The organism is Pseudomonas sp. St29, assembly GCF_001547915.1.
In the GTDB taxonomy this organism is placed as follows: Bacteria; Pseudomonadota; Gammaproteobacteria; order Pseudomonadales; family Pseudomonadaceae; genus Aquipseudomonas.
In genome coordinates this window covers 6,776,527-6,798,821 of record NZ_AP014628.1, presented here as the reverse complement: position 1 = coordinate 6,798,821, position 22,295 = coordinate 6,776,527, and the positions used below count along the sequence as shown (strand labels likewise).

The 22,295-nt window shown below is 66.2% G+C and carries 20 protein-coding genes; 10 read left to right on the top strand and 10 right to left on the bottom strand.

The features are described from left to right. Positions 1 to 131: 131 nt before the first annotated feature. Positions 132 to 773 carry a LysE family translocator gene (locus PST29_RS30465; RefSeq protein WP_375136258.1) on the bottom strand — a complete coding sequence of 214 codons (642 nt, stop codon included), beginning with the start codon at positions 771 to 773 and terminating at the stop codon, positions 132 to 134. Positions 774 to 905: 132 nt separating this feature from the next. Between PST29_RS30465 and PST29_RS30460 the strand changes: the two genes are divergently transcribed. After that, positions 906 to 1,379, top strand: a complete 474-nt coding sequence (locus PST29_RS30460) for an Lrp/AsnC family transcriptional regulator (RefSeq protein WP_016966246.1) — start codon at positions 906 to 908, stop codon at positions 1,377 to 1,379. 172 nt (positions 1,380 to 1,551) lie between these two features. Here the strand turns inward: PST29_RS30460 and PST29_RS30455 are convergent, their stop codons facing one another. The 6 genes from PST29_RS30455 to PST29_RS30430 are packed head-to-tail and all read right to left on the bottom strand — an operon-like array spanning position 1,552 to position 7,313. Next, entirely contained in the window at positions 1,552 to 2,484 is a 933-nt protein-coding gene (locus PST29_RS30455) for a phosphatidate cytidylyltransferase (RefSeq protein ID WP_047290136.1), read from the bottom strand. A gap of 1 nt (position 2,485) precedes the next feature. Then, complete coding sequence (locus tag PST29_RS30450; RefSeq protein WP_060845043.1) at positions 2,486 to 3,109, bottom strand: lysophospholipid acyltransferase family protein; 624 nt, start codon at positions 3,107 to 3,109, stop codon at positions 2,486 to 2,488. 9 nt (positions 3,110 to 3,118) lie between these two features. Continuing rightward, positions 3,119 to 3,586, bottom strand: a complete 468-nt coding sequence (locus tag PST29_RS30445) for a hypothetical protein (RefSeq protein WP_060845042.1) — start codon at positions 3,584 to 3,586, stop codon at positions 3,119 to 3,121. Continuing rightward, positions 3,576 to 4,922: a phosphatase PAP2/dual specificity phosphatase family protein gene (locus PST29_RS30440; protein ID WP_060845194.1), complete on the bottom strand. Its 1,347-nt coding sequence runs from the start codon at positions 4,920 to 4,922 to the stop codon at positions 3,576 to 3,578. The genes PST29_RS30445 and PST29_RS30440 overlap by 11 nt, the downstream gene beginning before the upstream one ends. Continuing rightward, entirely contained in the window at positions 4,922 to 6,679 is a 1,758-nt protein-coding gene (locus tag PST29_RS30435) for a bifunctional alpha/beta hydrolase/class I SAM-dependent methyltransferase (protein WP_060841830.1), read from the bottom strand. Before PST29_RS30435 ends, PST29_RS30440 begins: the two co-directional genes overlap by 1 nt. Before the next feature lie 10 nt (positions 6,680 to 6,689). Further along, positions 6,690 to 7,313 carry a CDP-alcohol phosphatidyltransferase family protein gene (locus PST29_RS30430; protein ID WP_060845041.1) on the bottom strand — a complete coding sequence of 208 codons (624 nt, stop codon included), beginning with the start codon at positions 7,311 to 7,313 and terminating at the stop codon, positions 6,690 to 6,692. A gap of 245 nt (positions 7,314 to 7,558) precedes the next feature. Here PST29_RS30430 and hflK (PST29_RS30425) point away from each other — a divergent pair, with 245 nt between their 5' ends. The 8 genes from hflK (PST29_RS30425) (at position 7,559) to cfaB (ending at position 16,846) form a co-directional block, all read left to right on the top strand. Continuing rightward, on the top strand, positions 7,559 to 9,502 hold the full coding sequence (gene hflK / locus PST29_RS30425; RefSeq protein WP_060845040.1) for a protease modulator HflK: 1,944 nt from the start codon (positions 7,559 to 7,561) through the stop codon (positions 9,500 to 9,502). Then, on the top strand, positions 9,499 to 10,539 hold the full coding sequence (gene hflC, locus PST29_RS30420; RefSeq protein WP_060841828.1) for a protease modulator HflC: 1,041 nt from the start codon (positions 9,499 to 9,501) through the stop codon (positions 10,537 to 10,539). Before hflK (PST29_RS30425) ends, hflC begins: the two co-directional genes overlap by 4 nt. Beyond that, a complete protein-coding gene (gene hflK / locus PST29_RS30415) occupies positions 10,536 to 11,594 on the top strand; it encodes a protease modulator HflK (protein ID WP_060845039.1) in 1,059 nt (352 codons plus the stop codon). Before hflC ends, hflK (PST29_RS30415) begins: the two co-directional genes overlap by 4 nt. Beyond that, positions 11,591 to 13,492 carry a cation-translocating P-type ATPase gene (locus PST29_RS30410; RefSeq protein WP_060845038.1) on the top strand — a complete coding sequence of 634 codons (1,902 nt, stop codon included), beginning with the start codon at positions 11,591 to 11,593 and terminating at the stop codon, positions 13,490 to 13,492. Before hflK (PST29_RS30415) ends, PST29_RS30410 begins: the two co-directional genes overlap by 4 nt. 139 nt (positions 13,493 to 13,631) lie before the next feature. Continuing rightward, complete coding sequence (gene bufA2 / locus PST29_RS30405; RefSeq protein ID WP_016966257.1) at positions 13,632 to 13,883, top strand: BufA2 family periplasmic bufferin-type metallophore; 252 nt, start codon at positions 13,632 to 13,634, stop codon at positions 13,881 to 13,883. Between the two features lie 65 nt (positions 13,884 to 13,948). Continuing rightward, the gene (gene bufB / locus PST29_RS30400; RefSeq protein ID WP_060845037.1) at positions 13,949 to 14,794 is read left to right on the top strand and encodes an MNIO family bufferin maturase; all 846 of its coding nucleotides are present in this window, start codon (positions 13,949 to 13,951) and stop codon (positions 14,792 to 14,794) included. Further along, positions 14,785 to 15,573: an HvfC/BufC N-terminal domain-containing protein gene (locus tag PST29_RS30395; RefSeq protein ID WP_060845036.1), complete on the top strand. Its 789-nt coding sequence runs from the start codon at positions 14,785 to 14,787 to the stop codon at positions 15,571 to 15,573. The genes bufB and PST29_RS30395 overlap by 10 nt, the downstream gene beginning before the upstream one ends. Before the next feature lie 85 nt (positions 15,574 to 15,658). Beyond that, complete coding sequence (gene cfaB / locus PST29_RS30390) at positions 15,659 to 16,846, top strand: C17 cyclopropane fatty acid synthase CfaB (protein ID WP_060841823.1); 1,188 nt, start codon at positions 15,659 to 15,661, stop codon at positions 16,844 to 16,846. A 19-nt stretch (positions 16,847 to 16,865) separates the two neighbouring features. Here the strand turns inward: cfaB and cls are convergent, their stop codons facing one another. Continuing rightward, on the bottom strand, positions 16,866 to 18,305 hold the full coding sequence (gene cls / locus PST29_RS30385) for a cardiolipin synthase (RefSeq protein WP_060841822.1): 1,440 nt from the start codon (positions 18,303 to 18,305) through the stop codon (positions 16,866 to 16,868). Between the two features lie 132 nt (positions 18,306 to 18,437). Here cls and PST29_RS30380 point away from each other — a divergent pair, with 132 nt between their 5' ends. Beyond that, positions 18,438 to 18,962, top strand: coding sequence for a DUF3617 domain-containing protein (locus PST29_RS30380; protein WP_060845035.1), 525 nt, complete (start codon positions 18,438 to 18,440; stop codon positions 18,960 to 18,962). A gap of 82 nt (positions 18,963 to 19,044) precedes the next feature. Here the strand turns inward: PST29_RS30380 and thrS are convergent, their stop codons facing one another. Together thrS and PST29_RS30370 are read right to left on the bottom strand one after the other, a co-directional pair. Further along, positions 19,045 to 20,934, bottom strand: coding sequence for a threonine--tRNA ligase (gene thrS / locus PST29_RS30375; RefSeq protein ID WP_060845034.1), 1,890 nt, complete (start codon positions 20,932 to 20,934; stop codon positions 19,045 to 19,047). A 26-nt stretch (positions 20,935 to 20,960) separates the two neighbouring features. Beyond that, entirely contained in the window at positions 20,961 to 22,295 is a 1,335-nt protein-coding gene (locus PST29_RS30370) for a dihydroorotase (RefSeq protein ID WP_060845033.1), read from the bottom strand.

Sequence of the window (22,295 nt, the reverse complement as noted above, 5' to 3'; positions counted from 1 at the left end):
GAGCTGGGCGGCACTCCGACGCAGCGGTCGCGGCGATCTCTGGGGCGCACATTGTGTCGAGGGATCACCAGGCAAGGTCCTGCGGACCTTCGCGCAGCTTCGCCGAGGCTCAGCAGCGGCTACAGATGCCGTCAGGCCTGCTGGACGAAGGTCAGGCGCAAGGCAAAGCCGATCAGCAGGCTGCCGAACAGCCATTGCTGCACGCGCTGGGCCGAAGGGCTGCGCTGCATCCAGCGGCCCAGCCCGGCACCGGCCAGGGCGTAGCAGCCGTCGAACAAACCGCCCACCGCTACCAGCAGCACCCCCAGGGTGACGAACTGCGGGACCACCGCCCCGGCCTGGGGATCGATGAACTGCGGCAACAGCACCGAGCAGAACAACAGTGCCTTGGGGTTCAGCAGGTTGGTCAGCAGGCCGCGCTGGATCGCCTGGCGCCAGCGCAGGGGCGTGGCTGCCGCGCCGGCGCTGTCAAGATTGGGCAGCAGGTTGGCGCGCAGGCACTGGATGCCGATCCACAGCAGGTAGGCGGCGCCCGCCAGGCGTACCACGTCGAAGGTCCAGGGCGCGGCCTTGAACAGCGCCGCCAGGCCCAGGGCGGCCAGGGCCACGTGGCAGCCGCGGGAGATCGCCAGCCCCAGGGCCGTGGCCAGTGCCTGGGCCTTGCCCTGGCGGGCACCGGTCTGCAGCAGCAGGATCATGTCGGGACCGGGCAGCAGGTAGACCACCGCCAGAGCCAGGAAATACATCCACAATTGCGCCACCTTGCACCCCATTCGTTGTCGAGTCGGTGCGCCCAGTTTAGGGCCACAGGGGTCGGCAGGTGCTTGCGTAATCCGCCAGCAAAACGGCGAAAATTGGCATAACCTTCCAGCTTTTACTGCGATGGCCATCCGGATATGCCAAACATGAAACTCGACGCCTACGACCGCAAGATTCTCGCCGCGCTGCAGCGCGATGGCCGCCTGAGCAACGTGCAACTGGCCGAGGAGATCGGCCTGTCGCCGTCACCCTGCCTGCGCCGGGTGCGCATGCTGGAAGAGGCCGGGGTGATCCGCGGTTATCAGGCGACCCTGGACCGCGACGAAGTGGGGCTGGGGCTGACGGTGTTCGTCGGGGTCAAGGTGGAGCGGCACAACGACGCCGAGGCCGAAGCGTTCCGCCAGGCGGTGTTGCAGTTGCCGGAGGTGATTTCGGCGTTCCTGGTGTCCGGCGAGTCGGACTTCCTGCTGCAGGTGGTGGTCCCGGACCTGCGCGGTTACGACCGGTTTCTCACCGGCTGCCTGCTGAAGATCCCCGGGGTCAGCGACATCCGCAGCAACTTCGCCATTCACACGGTGAAAACCCCGGGGCCCTTGCCATTGGGGCACTTGCCCGGCTGATGATCCTGGCCAGCCGGGGCAGCGCTCAAGCTACTGTGGCGAGGGAGCTTGCTCCCGCTCGGTCGCGCAGCGGCCGCAGAATCTGGCTACGCGGGGTGTCAGGTGCTTTGCGTTGGCCGGGCCTGGGGCCGCGTTGCAGCCCAGCGCGAGCAAGCTCGCTCGCCACAGGGGCTCAGGTCCACCAGTAGCGCACCAGGTGGAAGAAGATCGGCGCGGCGAAGCACACCGAATCCAGGCGATCGAGCATGCCGCCGTGGCCTTCGATCATGTGGCCCCAGTCCTTGACCCCGCGGTCGCGCTTGATCGCCGACATGACGATGCCGCCGGCAAAGCCCAGCAGGTTGATCAGCAGGGCGATGAGGAACGACTGCCAGACATTGAACGGGGTGATCCAGAACAGCGCGCCGCCGATCAAGGACGCCAGCAGGATGCCACCGACAAAGCCCTCGACGGTCTTGGACGGCGACAGGTTGGGGGCGATCTTGCGCTTGCCGAAGAGTTTTCCACAGACGTACTGCAGCACATCCGAGAGCTGCACCACGATCACCAGATAGGCGATCAGCAGCAGGTTGCGGCCCTCGTAGCCGGCGATGTCCAGGGTCAGCAGGGCCGGCACGAAGGACACGCAGAACACCGCGATCATCAGGCCCCACTGGACCTTGGAGGCGCGTTCCAGGAAGTGCGTGCTGTCACCGCCCAGGGACGCCAGGATCGGCAGCAGCAGGAACACGTAGACCGGGATGAAGATCGAGAACAATCCGTACCAGTCGGAGTAGATCAGCAGGTATTGCAGGGGCAGGGCCAGATAGAAGGCCGCCACCAGGGCCGGGTAATCGCTGCGCCGGGTCGGGGTCAGGGTGAGGAACTCGCGCAGGGCGTAGAACGACACCGCGTAGAACAGCAGGATCACCGCTGCGGTGCCGAGCCAGAAGGCGATGCCGATCACCAGCACCATCACCCACCAGGCGTTGATCCGCGCGTTGAGGTTGTCGATCACCGGGTTGGGCGTGCCGCGGGTGCGCCACTGGAGGATGAAACCGATCAGCGAGGCCAGCACCAGAATGGCGCCAATGCCGCCGAACAACATCAGGGTCTGCTTATCCATGTCAGCTGTGCTCCGGAGCCAGGGCCAGCAGCGCGGCGCGGCTGCGTTCGAGGAAGTGTTCCTTGGTTTCGTCTTCTTCCAGGCTCAGCGGCGCACCGAAGCTGGTGGTGCACAGCAGGGGCAGGGGCAGGAAGCGGCCCTTGGGCATGACCCGGTTGAGGTTGGCGATCCACACCGGAATCACCTCCACCTGTGGATAACGTTTGGCCAGGTGGTAGATCCCGCTCTTGAACGGCAGCAGGCCGTCTTCCAGGTTGCGCGTGCCCTCCGGAAAGATGATCAGCGAGTCGCCGTTGTCCAGGGCATCGAGCATCGGCTGCATGGGATTGTTATCCACAGCCTCCTTGCGCTCGCGGTCGATCAGCACGCCGTTGAACACCCGGTTGATGATGTAACGGCGCAGGGGGCTTTTCTGCCAGTAGTCGGCACCGGCCACGGGCCGGGTCAGCTTGCGCAGGGCCGGCGGCAGCGAGGCCCAGAGCAGCACGAAGTCACCGTGGCTGCTGTGGTTGGCGAAGTAGATCCGCTGCACCGGCTGCGGCGCGGAGCCGAGCCACAGGCTGCGGGCCCCGGTGATGCTGCGGGCGGCGGAGGTGATGAGGTTGGCAACCAGGGGTTCGAACATGGGCATTCCTTATCCGGCGAAGGTCAGCCAGGGGCTGGCCAGGATCAAGCTCAACAGCACCAGCACTTGTGCCGCCAGCAGCAACGCCTGGCGGCGCAGCAGGCCCAGGGCTCCGCGGCTGCGTTGGTCCCAGGGCCGGCCGCCTTTTTCCACAGGCTGCAGGCCGAGGGCGCCCAGGGCCTGATCCAGGGCCTGATCCAGGGCCTGGGTGCTGTGTTCGAGGGACGCGGGGCTATCGGCCACGCGTTGAAACAGGTCGGCGTCGAAGGCCACGCGCAGCGCCAGGTACTTTTCCACCAGCCCCAGCAGCACCAGGGCCAGGCTGAGGATCAGCCCACCCAGCGTGACGCTGGCCAGCAGGTACTGGCCCAGGCCATACAGCGCACCGAGTAGGGTCAGGCCTGTGGATAACTGATCCAGGGCCCGGCCCCGGCGCAGCAGGCTGGCGACGCTGTAGAGCTGCATCTCACTGGACATGAGCCGGTCTCTTGGTACTGATCAGGGTTTCCAGCGCCTGCCGCTGGGCTGCTTGCAGGACGATCTGCGGGCGTGCCCGCTGGATCTGCACCACGGCCGCGTCCACCGTGGCGGCGCGGCCACTGTGCAGCAGCCAGGCGGCAATCGCCGTGGCGCTGCGCGAATAACCCAGGGCGCAGCACACCAGCAGCGGGCCTTGCTGACGCAGGCGTTCAACAGCTTGCGCCGCAGCCAGGCATTGCTCGGGGCTGAGGGCGCACAGGTCCAGTACCGGCAGGCTCTGGTAGGCCTGCAAGCCGCGACTGTCCAGGGACAGCTCGGCGCACAGGTCGAGCACCGCGACAAAGGGGCTGTCCTTGAGCTCCGCCGGAGTCGGCAGGCGGCCGAGCCAGAGGTTATCCACAACCTGATCCGGTTGTGGATGGTTTTTTGTCCACAGCCGCGAGTTGATCCAGGCCGCTGCCAGGTAGGGCGCCAGCAGCCAGCGGGCGGCCGGACTCAGCCTGCCGTCCTGGCGCTTCTGGAACCCTGCGGCGCCGAGCAGGGCGTAGTTCAGGGCCACCAGCAACAGCGCCACGGCGGGCCAGATCAACCACAGCCCGGTGCCGCCCCAGGTGAAGGCGGCCACCGCCAATAGCGCCGCACCCAGGCCGTAGCGCCAGGCCAGCTGGCGCCGCCGCGGGTCGCGGGCCGGTTGTGCGCTGAACAGCGGGCTGGGGCGATCCAGCGGCCACAGCCAGACGCACAGCCAGCCGGCCAGGGCGCCGGTGGGCACATCGACAAAGTGGTGTTGATAAGTGGTGAGCACCGACACCCCGATCAAGCCGAACCAGCCATGCACCAGCCAGCGCCAGAAGCCCTGGCTATGCCGGGCGTAGCAGACCCACAGCACCACCAGCAGGGCGATGTGCAGCGACGGCGCCTGGTTGAAGGGCTTGTCGAAGCCGGCCAGCACCTCGAACAGCCAGCCGAACACTCCGTCCAGCTCCGGCCGGGGGAAGGTGAAGCGCAGCGGCCAGAGCAGGAAGCAACTGACCGCGATCAGTTGCGCGGTGAGCAGGCGCAGGGCGTGGCGCTTGAGCTCCACCCGGCTGCGCGGCAGCAGCAGGGAGAAGCCGTAGAGCAGGTCGATGGACCAGTAGGGCACGATGGTCCAGGCCCAGAACGGCATGTGCCGCTCCCAGTCGAAGACCAGGCTGCCGACGTCGTCGCGCTGGGCCGTGACCCAGGTGGCGAAGCCGTAGGTGCTGAAGAACAGCGGTGCCAAGAGCAGCAGCCAGAGCACCGCCGGTTTCAGCAGGCCCGGCTCCCGCGCCGGCAAGGCGCCCGTGCTCATCATTGCACCCGTTGCGCCAGGGACACGCTGAAGATCCCCCATTCATCCACGCGCATGGTGATCTTGCGAAAGCCCGCGGCCTCCACCAACTGGTCCATTTCCGCCTGGGTACGGCGGCGCATGACCCAGGCCTGGCCCTCGCGGTGGCTGGTCAGGGCGCGGGCGATCAGTTCCAGCTGCGGGTGCCACGGCTGGCCGGTGTACACCAGGTAGCCGCCGGGTTCCACGGCGCTGGCCAGACCGGCCAGGGAGCCGCCGACCATCTGGTTGTCGGCGAACAGTTCATAGAGCCCGGAGACCACCGCCAGGGTCGGCTTGGGATCGAGGGCCGCCAGGTCCTCGCGATCGAAGGCGTTGCCTTTGACGAAGCGCGCGATCTCGCCCAGGCCCTTTTCCTGGATCAATGCGCTGCCGTCGCGCACGTTGATGTCGCTGTAGTCGCGCAGCAGGATCGATTCCGGCAGCGGGCTGACCCCTTGCAGGGCCTCGAGGATGTAGCGGCCGTGGCCGGCGGCAATGTCGACGATGCGCACTTCGCTGTCCTGCTCACGGAGCTTTTCCATGGCCAGGCGCAGCAGCTCCTCCACGTGCAGCTTGCGCTGGCGAATGCCGCGCCAGCCGATGGAGTTCAGGTAGTTCTGGTCGATCAGCCGGCCCAGGGCGGAATGCCCGGTGGGTTGGTTGCGGTAGACGTAGTCCAGGGTGCTGCCGGAGTCGAAGCCGGTGTCGAAGCCCAGCTTGACCCCCGCCGACAGCTGGCTGCCCAGGCGCATGCTGGCGCGGGTGGCGCGCCAGTACAGGTCGCGCAGGGAGTTGTGCGGCAGCGGCGCGGCTAGGGCCTCGGACTCGGCGCAGGTGACGCCCAGGCGGTCGGCGTCCAGCAGGGCAGGGCGGTTCAGCGGGCGCGCGAAGTTCTGCAGGATGAAGCGGCGGATGCTGGCCATGGCCGGGGCGCGGTTCTTTTCCCCCAGGGTGTCGTGGAAGAAGCCGGGGAGGATGTGCTTTTCCTTGTGCAGGCTGCCCAGGCGTTCGAAGAACTGCTCCTGGGGCTTGCGGTGCACCACGAAGTCCGAGCCGGAGATCAGCACTTGGGTCGGCACCTGGATCGCCTGGGCGTCGGCTACCACCCGGTCGGCCGCTTCATACAGGCCCAGCAGCACGTTGACCGAGATCGCCTTGGTGATCAGCGGGTCGGCATCGTAGCTGCGCACCCGTTCCGGGTCGTGGCTCAGGAAGCGCGCCTTGACGTAGCTGTTGACGAAGAAGTTGCCGCGAAAACGCCGCATCAGCGCCAGGCCGGGACGGGCGAAGGGCACGTAGAGCTTGACCTTGAACGCCGGCGAGGCCAGCACCAGGGAGCGGATGCGCGGCGCGTAGTCGTGTACCCAGGTGGAAGCGATTACCGCGCCGACGCTCTGGGCCACCACGGCGATGTGTTCTTCATCGATGCCGTGGGCGCTGCCCAGGTGGTCACAGAAGGTCTGCACGTCGCGCACGCTGGTGGCGAAGCTCGGGCTGTCGCCGCGGGCACCCGGGGATTGGCCGTGGCCGCGGGCGTCCCAGGCGAAGAAGTCGAACTGCGGCAGGTTCAACTCGTCCACCAAGTGGGCAATGCGCCCGGAGTGTTCGTGCCCGCGATGGAACAGCATCACCGCCTGCCGCGGTTCGCCGGGGGCCACTTCAGTGGCCGGCCAGTGGCGGTAAAACAGTTCGACGCCGTCATGGGTCCGGAACGTCTGGTGTTGAGCGTCGCGCATTGCCATTTCCTTATGCAGAGGGAGCGTTGTGCTGAACTTCTTTGAGGCCCTGGCGGACCCGATTGATCAGGGTGTAGACCAGCAAAGCGGCAACCAGTGCCAGCACTCCGTTGATCCACAGGGCGCCGAGCCAGCCCAGGGCGATGCCGGTGGCCAGCACGCCAAGAATGAAGGCGCGGTCGCTCTTGCCCATGGGGCCGTCGTAGCGCCGTGACGCGCCGACCATCGGCCCGAGCACCCCGGCGTATTCGCTGAACAGCGCCAGCAGGGTCACGGCCAGCACCAGTAGCAGGCTGACACCCGGGAGCAGGGCGAAGGGCAGGATCAGCGCGCTGTCGGCGACCACGTCGCACAGTTCGTTGAGGTAGGCGCCCAGGCGCGACTGCTGGCCGAACTCCCGGGCCAGCATGCCGTCGATGGCGTTGAGCGCCATGCGCAGGATCATCCACAGCGGAATCAGGGCGAAGAGCCAGGCGTGGCTGGTGAACAGGGCGATGACGGTGCCGACCAGGAGTGAGATCACGGCGGCCAGGACAGTGATCTGGTTGGCGGTGGTGCCGTTGTCGTACAGGCGCTGCACCAACGGCCGCAGCAGGTTCTGAAAGCGCGGTTTGAGCTGGTAAATCGAGAGCATGATGGGACGGTTCCTTGTCGCACGCGGTGAGCAGGGCTGGATTATTGCCACAAATGCCAGGGGGCTGACATCAGAAGTTTCTGCACAGGCAAATGGCTGCCAGTTGTGTCTTCGACGCACGCCATAGATGAAAAGGCATGGCGTGCGACAAAAATTTCACCCGATGGGTTATACAGTAACGAATTGTTTCAACTTTTTTCGGCCCGGGACTTATCCACAGGGCCGGGCCAGAGCGGCGGGGTGGTATGCAAGTCGATCTTCAGACACAGGGCGCCGAAGTGGCCGCCTTGCCACGGTTTCAGCGGGCGGCGGTTCACGCCGGGCGCTTGCAGCGTTGGGGCACGGGCCTGCTCGGGCTGGCGGTGCTGGGGTTGGTGTCGGCGGTGTTCGTCGACCTGTTCGCCGCGCAGACGATCTGGCCGGCGCTGCTGGTGAACCTGTCCTGCGCCTTGCTGGTGGCGGTGGCGGGTTTGCAGTCGGCCTGTTGGCTCAGTCGCTGGCGGGAGCAGGCGATCAACCCTGCGCCGGCGGCGCCGCAGATGCCCGAGGAGCCGCCGCGTACCGGCTTCTCGGCGACCCTGGCGCTGCGCTGGCGGCGCCTGTTGCGGCAGATCGGCGCCCCGACCTTGTGGCTCGCCGGCTGGTCGCTGCTGATCCTGTATAGCCTGTCGCAGGTGTTCAACCTGAGCTTGCCCGCCACCGCCCTGGGCCTGAGTGCCAGTGTCGCCGCGGTGCTGGCACTGCTGCTGGCCTTTGCCCTGCTGGTGCTGGAGCGCCAACTGGCCCAGGAACCGGCCCTGGAGTGGCCGGAGGCCGGCGCCCTGGCGCAACTGTTGCGGGTGTCGATCCTGTGCCTGCTGGTCAGTGCCCTGTGCCTGTTGTTCAGCAGCGACACGGCGCTGTGGCCGGTGCGCCTGGCGGTGCTGACCGGGCTGCTGCCGGCGCTGGTGGCGGGGGAGTTGCTGCTGCGGGCGCTGTTGTCGCTGTTCAGTCCGCAACGTGAACAGCTTGAACCGCGCTTGCTGGCCCACAGCGTGATCGCCGACATGCTGCGCTGGCCGCCGCAACCGCTGCTCAGTCTGCAGCATGAGTTGCACAACCGGTTCGGCATCGATCTGCGGCAGATCTGGGCGTTTACCTACATGCGCCGGGCACTGTTGCCGGTGCTGGCGGTGGTGCTGGCAATCGCTTGGCTGTTGACCGGCGTTCATGAGCTTTCGCTGCAAGATCGCGGCATTTATGAGCGTTTTGGCAAGCCGGTGCAAGTCTTCGGCCCAGGCCTGCATGTGGGGCTGCCCTGGCCGCTGGGCCGGGTCATCAGGGTGGAAAACGGCGTGGTCCATGAGTTGGCCACCAGCGTCGGCGACAGCCCGCAGCCGGTCCAGCTGGCCCCGGCTGAAGGCCCGGCGCCAGCAATTGCCAACCGCCTGTGGGACGCCAGCCACGTGAATGACAAATCCCAGGTCATCGCCAGTGGCAGCGGCCAGCAGCAGAGCTTTCAGATCGTCAACATGGACGTGCGCTTTGTCTACCGCATCGGCCTGGACGACAGGGCGGCGCTGGCCGCGACCTATAACAGCAGCGATGTGCCGACCTTGATCCGCAGCACCGCCAGCCGGGTGCTGGTGCACGACTTCGCTTCGCGCACCCTCGACGGCCTGTTGGGCGAGGACCGCACCGGGCTGGCGGACGACATCGGCAAGGCCGTGCAGGCCGACCTGAGCCAGCTGGACAGCGGCGTGGAAATCCTCGCCACCGTGGTGGAGGCCATCCATCCACCCGCCGGTGCCGCCAATGCCTATCACGGCGTGCAAGCGGCGCAGATTGCTGCCCAGGCGCTGATCTCCCGGGAGCGGGGTGCGGCCGCCGAGCAAACCAATCAGGCGCAATTGCAGGCCAGTGTGGCGAATGACCAGGCCCGGGCCGATGCCCGTGAAGTGCAGGCCACGGCCCAGGCCGCCGACCTGCGCTTTGCCGCCGAGCAGCAGGCCTACGCCAGCGCCGGGCAGGCCTTCGTGCTGGAGCAATACCTGAGCCAGCTGAGCCTGGGCCTGAGCCAGGCCAAATTGCTGATTCTCGATCATCGTCTGGGGGGCGCCAGCGCGCCGACCCTCGATCTGCGTACATTCACCCCGCCCGCCGACCCTGTGGCGCGGGGCAAAGCCGCTCAGCCAGGAGCCGTCCATTGAGCCAGTCTGCCCACTCCCACGATCACGCCGCTCATGACCATGGGCACGGCCATCATCACCATCATGGTCATCACCACCATCATCACGGCGCGCCGGCCGAGGCCGGGCCCTTCCCTTGGCGGCGCATGAGCTGGGCGCTGCTGCTGGTGCTGTTCGCCGTCGCCGCCGCGAGCCTGGTGCAGGTGCGCTCCGGCGAGGCCACGGTGATCACCCGTTTCGGCAACCCGGCGCGGGTGCTGCTGGAACCGGGCCTGAGCTGGCGCTGGCCGGCGCCGTTCGAAGCGGCGATTCCGGTGGATCTGCGTCTGCGCACCACCTCCAGCGGTTTGCAGGATGTGGGGACCCGCGACGGTTTGCGCATCATCGTCCAGGCCTATGTGGCGTGGCGGGTAAAGGGCGACCCGGACAACGTGCAGCGCTTCATGCGTGCCGTGCAGAACCAGCCCGATGAAGCGGCGCGGCAGATCCGCACCTTCGTCGGCTCCGCGCTGGAAACCACCGCCAGCAGTTTCGATCTGGCCAATCTGGTGAACACTGATGCCGGCCAGGTGCGGATCGCTGACTTTGAAGCGCAATTACGCAAGCAGATCGATCAGCAACTGCTGGCGACATATGGCGTGCAGGTGGTGCAGGTGGGCATCGAGCGCCTGACCCTGCCGTCGGTGACCCTCACTGCCACGGTGGATCGCATGCGCGCCGAGCGGGAAACCATCGCCACCGAGCGCACCGCCATTGGCAAGCGCGAGGCGGCGCAGATCCGTTCCGCCGCCGAGCGCGATGCACGGATTGTCCAGGCCGATGCGAGGGTGAAAGCCGCGGATATCGAAGCCCAGTCGCGGGTGGAAGCGGCGCAGATCTATGGTCGCGCCTACGCCAGCTCGCCCCAGCTGTACAACCTGCTGCGCTCCCTGGACACCCTGGGCACCGTGGTGACGCCGGGCACCAAGCTGATCCTGCGCACCGATGCCGCGCCGTTCCGGGTACTGGTGGACGGCCCGCCGAGCCTGCCGAACAAAGCCTCCGGATCGCAGCCATGAACAAGGTTCCACGTGGAACAAATGAACTGAGCAGCCCTTGGATCCAGGCCGGTCGTCTGGCGTTTATCGCGTTGTACGTGGTCACGGTGCTGGCGGCGGTGGCCTGGGCGATATCCAATGTGCGGCAGATCGATCCGCAGAACCGGGCCCTGGTGTTGCACTTTGGCGCGCTGCAGCGGGTGCAGAACGCTGGTTTGCTCCTGGCCTGGCCGCAGCCCTTCGAACAGGTGGTGCTGTTGCCCGCCGCCGACCGGGTGCTGGAACGCCGGGTCGAAGGCTTGCTGCGTTCCGACGCTGCCCTGGAAGGGGACCGGGTGGCGAGTCTGGCCACACCCTTGAACGACGCCCTGGCCGGTTCGGGCTATCTGCTTACCGGCGATGCCGGGGTGGTGCAACTGGATGTGCGGGTCTTCTACAAGGTCAGTGACCCTTTCGCCTATGTGCTGCAGGGCGAGCATGTGCTGCCGGCCCTGGATCGCCTGGTGACCCGCAGTGCCCTGGCCCTGGCCGCCGCCCGTGATCTGGACACCATCCTGGTGGCGCGTCCGGAGTTGATGGGCACGGACAATCAGGCCGCCGAACGCCGTGAGCGGCTGCGGGGCGATCTGTTGCAAAGCATCAACCAGCGGCTGGCGCAACTGACCGCCAGCGGCCAGGGCATTGGCCTGGAAGTGACGCGGGTGGACGTGCAGTCGAGCCTGCCACAACCGGCGGTGAGTGCCTTCAATGCGGTGCTGACCGCCAGCCAGCAAGCCGACAAGGCAGTGGCCAATGCCCGTACCGAGGCCGAGAAGCTGACCCAGAGCGCCAACCAGCAAGCCGATCACAGCCTGCAGGTGGCCCATGCCCAGGCCAGCGAACGCCTGGCCCTGGCCCGGGCCCAGACCGCCACGGTGCAGAGCCTGGCCCAGGCACAACGCGATGGCACCGATCCGGAAATGCTCCTGCGCATCTACCGCGAGCGCCTGCCGAAGATTCTCGGGCAGGCCGGCTCGCTGACCACGGTCAACCCCAAAGACGATTCCCGCCTGATCATTCAGGGAGCCGAACAATGACTGCTTCAACCCAGGCGGCCCCCGCCAGCATGCTGACCACCGCCGAGCAACGCAGCGCCGCGCGCCAACTGACCCTGGCCATGCTGGCCCTGGGGCTGTTGGGGCTGGGACTGCTGTGGCGCTGGCAGGCCCCGCAGCAGGAGGGCGTGAGCCAGTTGCTGCTGGGGGGGGCGTCCTTGCTGGTGGCGGTGCCGGTGATGCGCTCGGCCTGGTTCAGCCTGCGTTATCCCAGCCTGCACGGCATCACCGATCAACTGATCGCCCTGGCCATGCTCGGCGCCTGGGCCACCGGCGATCTGCTGACCGCCGCCTTGCTGCCGATCATCATGATCTTCGGCCACGTGCTGGAGGAGCGCAGCGTGATCGGCTCCCAGGAAGCCATCGACGCCCTGGGACGCCTGACCCGCAGCCTGGCGCGCAAGGTCCAGGCCGACGGCAGTGTGCTGGAAGTGGACAACGCCAGCCTCAAGGCCGGTGATCGGGTGGAAGTGCGCGCCGGCGACCGAGTGCCCGCCGACGGCGTGGTGCTGTCCGGCCAGGCCAGCCTGGACACCGCGCCGATCACCGGCGAGTCGGTGCCCCTGGAAGCCACGGTGGGCATGCAGGTATTCGGCGGGGCGATCAACCTGGATGGCTTGTTGCGCCTGCAAGTGACCCGCACGGGTGAAGAGTCGACCCTGGGCAAGGTCATCGGCCTGATGCAGAGCGCTGAACGGGCCAAGCCGCCCATCACCCGTTTGCTGGAACGCTATGCCGGCAGTTACCTGGTGCTGGTGCTGCTGTTGGCGGCGGTGACCTGGTTCATCACCCGCGATGCCCAGGCCATGCTCGCGGTGCTGGTGGCGGCTTGTCCCTGTGCCCTGGTGCTGTCGGCACCGGCCACGGCCATTGCCGGGATCGCCGTGGCCGCGCGCCACGGCATCCTGATCCGCAGCTCGGCGTTTCTTGAAGAACTGGCGGACCTGACCTCCCTGGTGGTGGACAAGACCGGCACCCTGACGTTCGGCACCTTGCGCCTGCAGGCCATCGACAGCCCTCGGGAAGACCAGCGGGACCTGCTCAATCTGGCCGCCAGCCTCGGCTCGGCCAGCAGTCACCCGGTCAGCCGGGCCTTGGCCGGGTTGGTGCCCCAGGAAGACCAATGGCCGCTCGGCGACATCCATGAACGCCAGGGCCTGGGCGTGGTGGCCCGTACCGGGGAGGGCGAAGCGGCCCTTGGACGCCCGGAGCTGTTCAGCCAGTTGGGCATCACTACCAGCCCGGTGCCGAGGCATGACGGACCGATTGCCGGGCTTGCGCTGAATGGCGAGTTCCTCGGTTGGCTGCTGCTGGCCGACAGCGTCAAGCCCGAGGCTCAGCATGCGCTGGAGGAGTTGCGCGAACTGGGGCTGGGGCGGCAGTTGCTGCTTACCGGCGACCGGCAGAGCGTGGCGGACAGTCTGGCCCTGGAGGTGGGGATCAGCGATGTCCAGGCCCAGGCCCTGCCGGAAGACAAACTCAAGCGCGTGCTGGGGGAGATCGACAAGGGCTTCCGGCCGATGGTGGTGGGGGACGGCATCAACGATTCCCTGGCGCTGAAAGCCGGGGTGGTGGGCGTGGCCATGGGGGCCGGTGGCGCCGACATCGCCCTGGCCTCGGCGGACGTGGTGCTGATCGGCAGCGACCTGCGACGCCTGGGCACCTGCGTGCGCCTGAGCCGCGAATGCCGGCGCACCTTGCAGGTCAATGTGATCATCGGCCTGGGCTGGACCCTGGCCATCGTCGCCTTTGCCGCCTTTGGCTGGTTGGGAGCGGCGGGGGCCATGATTGCTGCGCTGCTGCATAACCTCAGCACCTTGCTGGTGTTGGGCAATGCCGGTCGTCTGCTGCGGTTCCAGGAGCCGCTGCTCAAGCTGTAGCCGCCGGCTTGCCGGCGAAACGCGGCTGTGCAGTTTTTTTTCATCCCGGCTGTAACGCCGGGATGCCTCCTCTCTCTAGTGCTATGACGGGATTGCACAAGCTGCCCGTCGACCCCTTGCGACTATTGAGGAATAAAAAATGAACATGAAGAAAACCGCTGCCGGTGCTGCCCTGGCCTTTGCTGCCGCCACCATGTTTGCCGGTGTCGTGACTCAAGTGTCTGCTGCCGATGCCCAGGTGCACTGCTACGGCGTCAACGCCTGCAAAGGCCAGAACGACTGCAAGACCAAGGACCACGCCTGCAAAGGCATGGGCGCCTGCAAGGGCCAGGGGTTCAAGGCCATGACCCAGGCGGCGTGCGAAAAAGCCGGCGGCAAAGTCGGCGAATAAGCGGCGAATCCGTGCTGCCGCAGTGGGGCTGACCACCACTGCGGCCACGTTGCGAGGAGTTCGCTATGTCTGATCTTTCTTCCTGCCTGGGCTACGGCCTGGGTTTGCGCAGCGCCTACTACCAGCAGATTCTCGAAGAAGCACCGGATATCGACTGGTTTGAAGTGGTGTCCGAGAACTTCATGGTCGAGGGCGGCAAGGCTCTGTATTACCTGGACGCCATTGCCGAGCGTTACCCCATCGTGATGCATGGGGTGTCGCTGTCCATTGGCGGCCCCCACGCCCTGGACCTGGACTACCTCAAGCAACTCAAGCAACTGGCCCGACAGGTGGACCCGGCCTGGGTCTCCGATCACCTGTGCTGGAGCCGGGGCAACGCTCATCAACTGCACGATCTGCTGCCCTTGCCCTACACCGAGGAAAGCCTGGAGTACGTGGCGGGTCGGGTGCGTCAGGTACAGGACGTGCTGGAGCGGCCCCTGGTGCTGGAGAACGTCTCCAGTTACGTGCGCGCCGCGGCCGATCAATTCAGCGAATGGGAGTTTCTCGCGGCCTTGAGCCAGCTCAGCGGCTGCGAGCTGCTGCTGGACGTGAACAACGTCTATGTCAGTTCGCGCAATCACGGTTTCGATCCTTGGCAGTTCATCCAGGGGTTGCCGGCGCAGCGGGTGCGGCAACTGCATCTGGCCGGGCACCAGGACCATGGCGATTACGTGATCGACACCCACGACCATCCGGTGTGCGATCCGGTCTGGGCACTGTATCAACGCACCCTTGAACACCTGGGTCCGGTGGCGACCCTGCTGGAGCGCGACGATCATTTTCCACCCTTGCAAGAGCTGCTCACCGAACTGCACAAGGCCCGCGCGCTCGGGCAACAGGCTTTGGCCGGGAGGCAGCGATGCGCCTGAATGACTGGCAACGGGCTTTCGAAAGCTATCTGCTGGGTGAACAGGCCCAGGCTCGCGCGGCTCTGCAAGAGAGCCTGATCGGTGGCCCGACCCTGGATGTCGAGACGGGCCTGGCGATCTATCACAACGCCTACCTGGCCCGGCTGCAGGAGGTCATGGGCAGCGACTTCCCGGCCATCTGGCACTGGCTGGGGGACGCTGAATTCCAGGCACTGACCGGCGCCTATATTCGCCAATGCCCGTCCCGGCATTTCAGCCTGCGCTGGCTGGGGCAGGGTTTTGCCGAGTTTATCCAGGGCCATCTGGTGCCGGAGCAGGGCGCGCCCCTGGCGGAACTGGCACGCCTGGAATGGGCCTTCACCCTGGCCTTCGATGCCGCCGAAGCCCAGGTGCTGACAGTGGCCGCCATGGCCGGGCTGGAGGCCGAACAATGGCCGCTGCTGCAACTGCGCCTGGCGCCCTGTGTGCAGTGGCTCGACTGTCGCTACAACAGCCTGGCCCAGTGGCGCGCGGTCAAGGAGCAGGGGGATTTCCCCGACAGTGCCTTACTCGATCAGCAACAGGTGTGCCTGGTCTGGCGAGCGGAGCGGGTCTGCCGGTATCGCAGCCTGACAGCCGAAGAAGCCGCAGCACTGCGGGGCATGATCGAGCAACAGTGGGATTTCGCGGAACTCTGCGCCGAGCTGGCCGTCACTTGCTCTGAGGGGGCCCCGTTGCAGGCGGTTACCTGGCTGAAACAGTGGGTCGAAGAGGGCCTGGTGGTTCGCCGCGAATCCTGAAAAAAACGCTGGAAATTCGATAGCCAGCTATTTTTTCAAGATGGTCTACCCTCATTTCAGACGTCTGAAACAGGGGGGATTTTTCATGCTCGCGCAACTTCCACCGGCCTTACAGAATCTGCAATTGCCCTTGCGCCTGCGGCTTTGGGATGGCCATGAATTCAATCTTGGGCCGGAGCCCAGCGTCACCATCGTGGTCAAGGACCCGCAGCTGGTCGCGCAATTCACCCATCCCAGCCTCGATGCGCTGGGGGGCGCCTTTGTCGAGGGCAAGCTGGAACTCGAAGGTTCCATCAGCGAAGTCATCCGGGTCTGCGACGAGCTGAGCCAGGCCCTGCTGGATGAGGACGGCGACAATCAGCCGGTGCGCACCCTGCACGACAAGGCCACGGACGCGGCCGCCATTTCCTATCACTACGACCTTTCCAACGCCTTCTATCAGCTCTGGCTCGACAGTGACATGGCCTATTCGTGTGCCTATTTCGAGACTGGCAGCGAGTCCCTGGAGCAGGCCCAGCAAGCCAAGTTCCGCCATCTGTGCCGCAAGCTGCGCCTGCAACCGGGGGACTACCTGCTGGATGTGGGTTGCGGCTGGGGCGGACTGGCCCGCTACGCGGCCCGCGAGTTCGGCGCCAGGGTCTTCGGCATCACCCTGAGCAAGGAGCAACTGGCCCTGGCGCGGGAGCGGGTGAGTGCCGAGGGCCTGGACGATCTGGTGGAACTGCAGCTGCTGGACTATCGCGATCTGCCCCAGGATGGCCGCTTCGACAAGGTGGTCAGCGTCGGCATGTTCGAACACGTGGGCCACGCCAACCTGGCGCAGTATTGCCGGACCCTGTTCAACGCGGTGCGCGAGGGCGGCCTGGTGATGAACCACGGGATCACCGCCAAGCACATCGATGGACGTCCCGTGGGCCGGGGCGCCGGTGACTTCATCGAGCGTTACGTGTTCCCCAATGGCGAGCTGCCGCACCTGGCGATGATCTCTGCGCAGATCAGCGACGCCGGGCTGGAAATCGTCGATGTCGAAAGCCTGCGCCTGCATTACGCCCGCACCCTGGACCACTGGAGCGAACGCCTGGAGGACAACCTGGAGGCCGCCGCCCGGCTGGTTCCCGAGCAGGCGCTACGGATCTGGCGACTGTACCTGGCGGGGTGCGCCTATGCGTTCGCCAAGGGCTGGATCAACCTGCACCAGATCCTCGCGGTCAAGGCTCATGCCGATGGCAGCCATGAGTTGCCCTGGACCCGCGACGACCTCTACCACCCTTAGGCCGACCCTGAGCGGCGACTTACAGAATCGGTGAAATCAGCCGCGCGACCCGCATGCCCAGTTGTTGCAGGCGGTGGGTCTGGCGGCTTTCTTCCTTGGCGACTTCCCGGGCCTTGGCGAAGTCGGCCTTGAGCATGTCTTCCACCTCGGTGGCGAAGTCGTCGTCCACGGTGAGCAACATCACTTCGAAATTCAGGCGGAAGGAGCGGTTGTCCAGGTTGGCGCTGCCAATGGCGCTGATCTCGTTGTCGATCAACACCACTTTTTGATGCAGGAACCCGGGCTGATAACGGAAGACCCGAACCCCGGCGCGCACCGCCTCGAAGGCATAGAGGCTGGAGGCGGCGTAGACGATGCGATGGTCCGGGCGCGCCGGCAGCAGGATGCGCACGTCCACACCGCGCAGCACCGCCAGGCGCAGGGCGGCGAACACCGCCTCGTCGGGAATGAAGTACGGGCTGGTGATCCACACCCGTTCGCTGGCGGCGTGGATCGCCTCGACGAAGAACAGCGAGCAGGTTTCGTAGGCATCCGCCGGGCCGCTGGCCAGCAGTTGGCAGAGTACGCCGCCGTCGGGGTAGGCGTCCGGCAGGATCAACGGTGGCAGTTGCCGCGCGGCCCAGAACCAGTCTTCGGCAAAGGACTCCTGCAGGCAGGCCACCACCGGGCCGCTGACCTGCACGTGGGTATCGCGCCAGGGGGCCAGGGGCGGCTTCTTGCCCAGGTATTCGTCGCCGACGTTGTGCCCGCCGACAAACCCCAGCATGCCGTCCACCACCACGATCTTGCGGTGATTTCGGAAGTTCACCTGAAAGCGATTGAGCCAGCCACTGCGGGTGGCGAAGGCATGCACCTGAACCCCGGCGTCGCGCAGGGTCTGCACGTAGCTGGCGGGCAGGGAATGGCTGCCGATACCGTCGTAGAGCAGGTGGATCGACACGCCTTCGGCGGCCTTTTCCAGCAGCAGGCGTTGCAGGCGCCGGCCCAACTCGTCGTCGTGGATGATGAAGAACTGGATCAGCACCGCCGTGTGGGAACGGCGGATGGCGTTGAAGATCGCTTCGAAGGTGGCATCGCCATTGACCAGCAGGCGCAGCCGATTGTTGGCCAGGCACGGCATGCGGCCCAGCTTGGGCATGGCCCGCAGCGAGGCATAGGCCTGGGAGGCCCGGGCGGTCAGGGCTTCTTCGACCCAGGGGCGCCAGTTCAGCTCATTGATGGCCTTGTGCATTTCCACGTTGGCCTGGCGCCGGGCCTTGATGTAGGCGTCGAAGGTGCTGCGGCCGAACACCAGGTAGGGGATCAGGGTCAGGTAGGGCATGAACATCAGCGACAGGGCCCAGGCAATGGCGCCTTGGGCGGTCCTGACGGTGAACACCGCGTGGATCGCGGCGATCAGCCCGAGAAAATGCAGCAGCGCAATGAGATAGCCGAAGATGTGCGGGCCAAAATAATCCATGGGGGCAGCCTTGCTCCTGAAGATTCAATGCCTAACAGACCATGTTCCACGGCGAATGTCGCTATTTTATTCTGCATGCAACGCCGTGCCTTGCTTGAAGTCTAACGGCCACTACTGTCTAGGAGTCATTCGATGAAACTTCGTTTACTGGGTTGGGCGTTGGCGGCGGGAATGGCGCTGCCACTGGCGGCGCAGGCGCAGATGCTGCAACCGGGATTGTGGGAACTGACCAGCAGCAACATGAAGGTCGATGACCAGAACCTGCCGGATCTGTCGCTGATCCTTGGCCAGTTGCAGCAGCAGATGACCCCTGAGCAACGGGCCATACTGGAGAAACAGGGAGTGACCATGGGCGGCAAGGGCATTCGCGTGTGCCTGACGCCGGATCAGGTCAAGTCCGATACCATTCCGCTGCAGGACCCGCAGTCGGGCTGCCAGCAGCAGGTCACCGAGCGCAACGGCAACCAGTGGAAGTTTCGCTTCAGTTGTCCCAAGGCCCAGGGCAACGGGGTGGCCAGGTTCATCAGTGATCGCGAGTTCACCACCAACGTGATCGGCACCTTCAATGCCACCGGCATACAGCAAAAAGGCAGCATGGACACCCGCGCCGTGTGGCTCGGCCAGGATTGCGGCACGGTCAAGCCCCGGGCTTCCTGATCCCGCCCCGTAGCCGGTTTGCCGGTGCAGGCGCCCGCCAGAAACCGGGCGCCGGGCCCTGCCCGACAAGCCGGCGCCACGCCTAGACCATGCGTTGCACCGCCTGCTCCAGGGTCAGTTGCCCCAGGTCTTCGCCCTTGCGGCTGCGCAGGCTGACATAGCCTCCGGCTTGCTCCTTGTCCCCGATCACCAGCAGATAGGGCACTTTCTGCAGGCTGTGCTCGCGGATCTTGTAGCCGATCTTTTCGTTGCGCAGGTCGGCACTGGCCCGCAGTCCATGCCGGCGCAGGCGTTCGGTGATGGCCTGGGCATAGTCCGCCTGGGCCGCGCTGATGTTCAGCACCGCCACTTGCTGCGGCGCCAGCCACAGGGGCAGGGCACCGCCATGGTGCTCGAGGAGAATGCCGATAAAACGTTCCAGGGAACCGAACAGCGCTCGGTGCAGCATCACCGGCTGGCGCCGTTCGCCGTGGTCGTCGACGTAGCTGATGGCAAAGCGCTCGGGCAGGTTGAGGTCCACCTGCAGGGTGCCGCACTGCCAGTCGCGGCCGATGGCGTCGCGCAGTACGAACTCCAGTTTGGGACCGTAGAAGGCGCCTTCTCCCGGGTTGAGCCGATAGTCGATCCGCATGCTTTGCAGGGCACCGATCAGTGCGCCTTCAAGCTGGTCCCAGACGTCATCGCTGCCGATGCGATGGGCCGGGCGGGTGGAGAGTTTCACCGCCACCTCGTCGAAACCGAACTCCTTATAGATGTCGAACACCAGGGCGATGGTGCGGGCGCATTCGCCCTGCATCTGTTGCGCGGTGCAGAAGATGTGGGCGTCGTCCTGGGTGAAGTGGCGCACCCGCAGCAGGCCGTGCAGCGCCCCCGAAGGTTCGTAGCGATGGACCTTGCCGAATTCGGCGAGGCGCAGCGGCAGGTCGCGGTAGCTCTTGCTGCCGTGGCCGAAGATCGCCACCGCGCCGGGGCAGTTCATCGGCTTGAGGGCGAAGGTGCGCCGGTCCTCGGTGCTGGTGGTGAACATGTGGTCGCGGTAGTTCTGCCAGTGCCCGGAGGTTTCCCAGAGGCTGCGGTCCATCACGTCCGGGGTGTTCACTTCCTGGTAGCCGGCCTGCTCCTGGCGTTGGCGCATGTAGCCGATCAACTGCGTGAACAGGGTCCAGCCCTTGGCGTGCCAGAACACCGAGCCGGGGGCGCAGTCGTCGAAATGGAACAGGTCCAGCTGTTGCCCGAGCTTGCGATGGTCGCGTCTGGCCGCCTGTTCCTGGCGCGCCAGATAGGCGTCCAGGTCCTGACGGGTGGCCCAGCAGGTGCCGTAGATTCGTTGCAGCGGTACGCCGTCGACGTCGCCACGCCAATGGGCGCCGGCCACCTTGGTCAGTTTGAAGGCGCGCAACTGGCCGGTGCTGCGCACGTGGGGGCCGCGACACAAGTCTTCGAAGTCGCCCTGACGGTACAGCGACAGCACGGCGTCCTCGGGCAGGTCGCGGATCAGCTCGACCTTGTATGGCTCGCCCTGGTCCTGGAAGTGTTGCAGCGCCTGCTCCCGGGACAGCTCGCGGCGGTGCACGCGGTGGTTGGTGGCGGCCAGGCTGTGCATGCGCGCCTCGATCAGCGCCAGGTCTTCGGGGGTGAAGGGGCGTTCATGGGCGAAGTCGTAGAAGAAACCGTCCTCGATCACTGGCCCGATGGCCACCCGGGCCGTGGGATACAGCTGCTTGACCGCCATGGCCAGCAGGTGGGCGCAGGAGTGGCGCAGCACCTCCAGACCCTCGGGATCGCTCGCGGTGACGAGGCTCAGCCGCGCGTCGCCGGTCAGCAGGTGGTCGCAGTCCACCAGGCGGCCATCGACCCACCCGGCCACGGCGGCTTTGGCCAGGCCACTGCCGATACTGGCGGCCACCTCGAACACGGACAACGGCTGGTCGTACTCACGGCACGCGCCATCAGGCAGGGTGATGCGGATCATCTTCGGTGGTCCTTGGTATCAGGCGGTTAACGGGTGAAGCGCAGGGGCAGGCCCTGACAGTGGTCGTACAGGCGGCCCTGGTGCCAGGCGAGCTGCCCGGACACCAGGGTGGTGGCGACGCTATGGCGAAAGCGCCGGCCGGCGAACGGCGTCCAGGCGCATTGGGCCAGGATCGGCTGGCTGTCCACGGCCAGCCCTTCGGGTTCGGGACGGATCAGCACCAGATCGGCCCAATAGCCTTCGCGCAGGTAGCCGCGGTCGGGAATGGCGAACAGATCGGCCACCCGATGGCTGGTCTTGGCCACCAGGGTGGTCAGCGGCAGGATCCGGTCGGCCACCAGCTCCAGCAGGGCCGGCAGGGCGTGCTGCACCAGGGGCAGGCCCGCTGGCGCGCGGGTGTAGGGCTGCTGCTTCTGCTCCCAGGTGTGGGGCGCGTGGTCACTGCCGATGACGTCCAGGCGCTCGCTGTTAAGGGCCTGGCGCAGGGCATCGCGATCGGCCTGGGTCTTGATCGCCGGGTTGCATTTGATCAGGTGACCCAGGCGCGGATAGTCGCGGTCATCGAACAGCAGGTGGTGCAGGCAGACTTCGGCGGTGATGCGCTTTTGCGCCAGTGGCCGATCCTCGAACAGCGCCAGTTCCCGGGCGCTGGTCAAGTGCAGCACGTGCAGGCGGGTGCCGTGTTTCCTTGCCAGTTCCACCGCCATGGACGAGGAGCGGTAGCAGGCCTCGGCGTCGCGAATGCGCGGGTGGGCGGCGGCGGGAATCTGTTCGCCGTAGAGTTGTTGCCAGCGTTGTTGCACGACCTGGATGCTCGGGGTGTGTTCGCAGTGGGCCAGGAGCAGGGTTGGCACCTGGCGAAACAGCCGGTCCAGTACCTCGGGGTCGTCCACCAGCATGTTGCCGGTGGAGGCCCCCATGAACACCTTGACCCCGGCGACCTGGGTCGGGTCCAGAGCGGCGACGGTGTCCAGGTTGTCGTTGCTGACGCCGAAGTGAAAGCCGTAGTTGGCCACCGAAGTGGCCGCCGCGCGACGCTTCTTGTCCGCCAGGGCGGCCAGGGTCAGGGTCGCCGGTGAGGTGTTGGGCATGTCCATGAAGCTGGTGATGCCCCCGGCCACCGCTGCCCGCGACTCGCTGTGGATGCTGCCTTTTTCCGGCGCGCCGGGATCACGAAAGTGCACCTGATCGTCGATCATTCCCGGCAGCAGCCAGTGGCCCCGGGCGTCGATTTCCAGGTCGGCGCTGAGGTGGTTGAGGCTGCCGATGGTGTCGATACGCCCATGGCTGACCAGCAGGTCGGCGTCGAATTCGCGCCCTTCGTTCACCAGCCGGGCATTGCGGATAAGGATTCGGCTCAT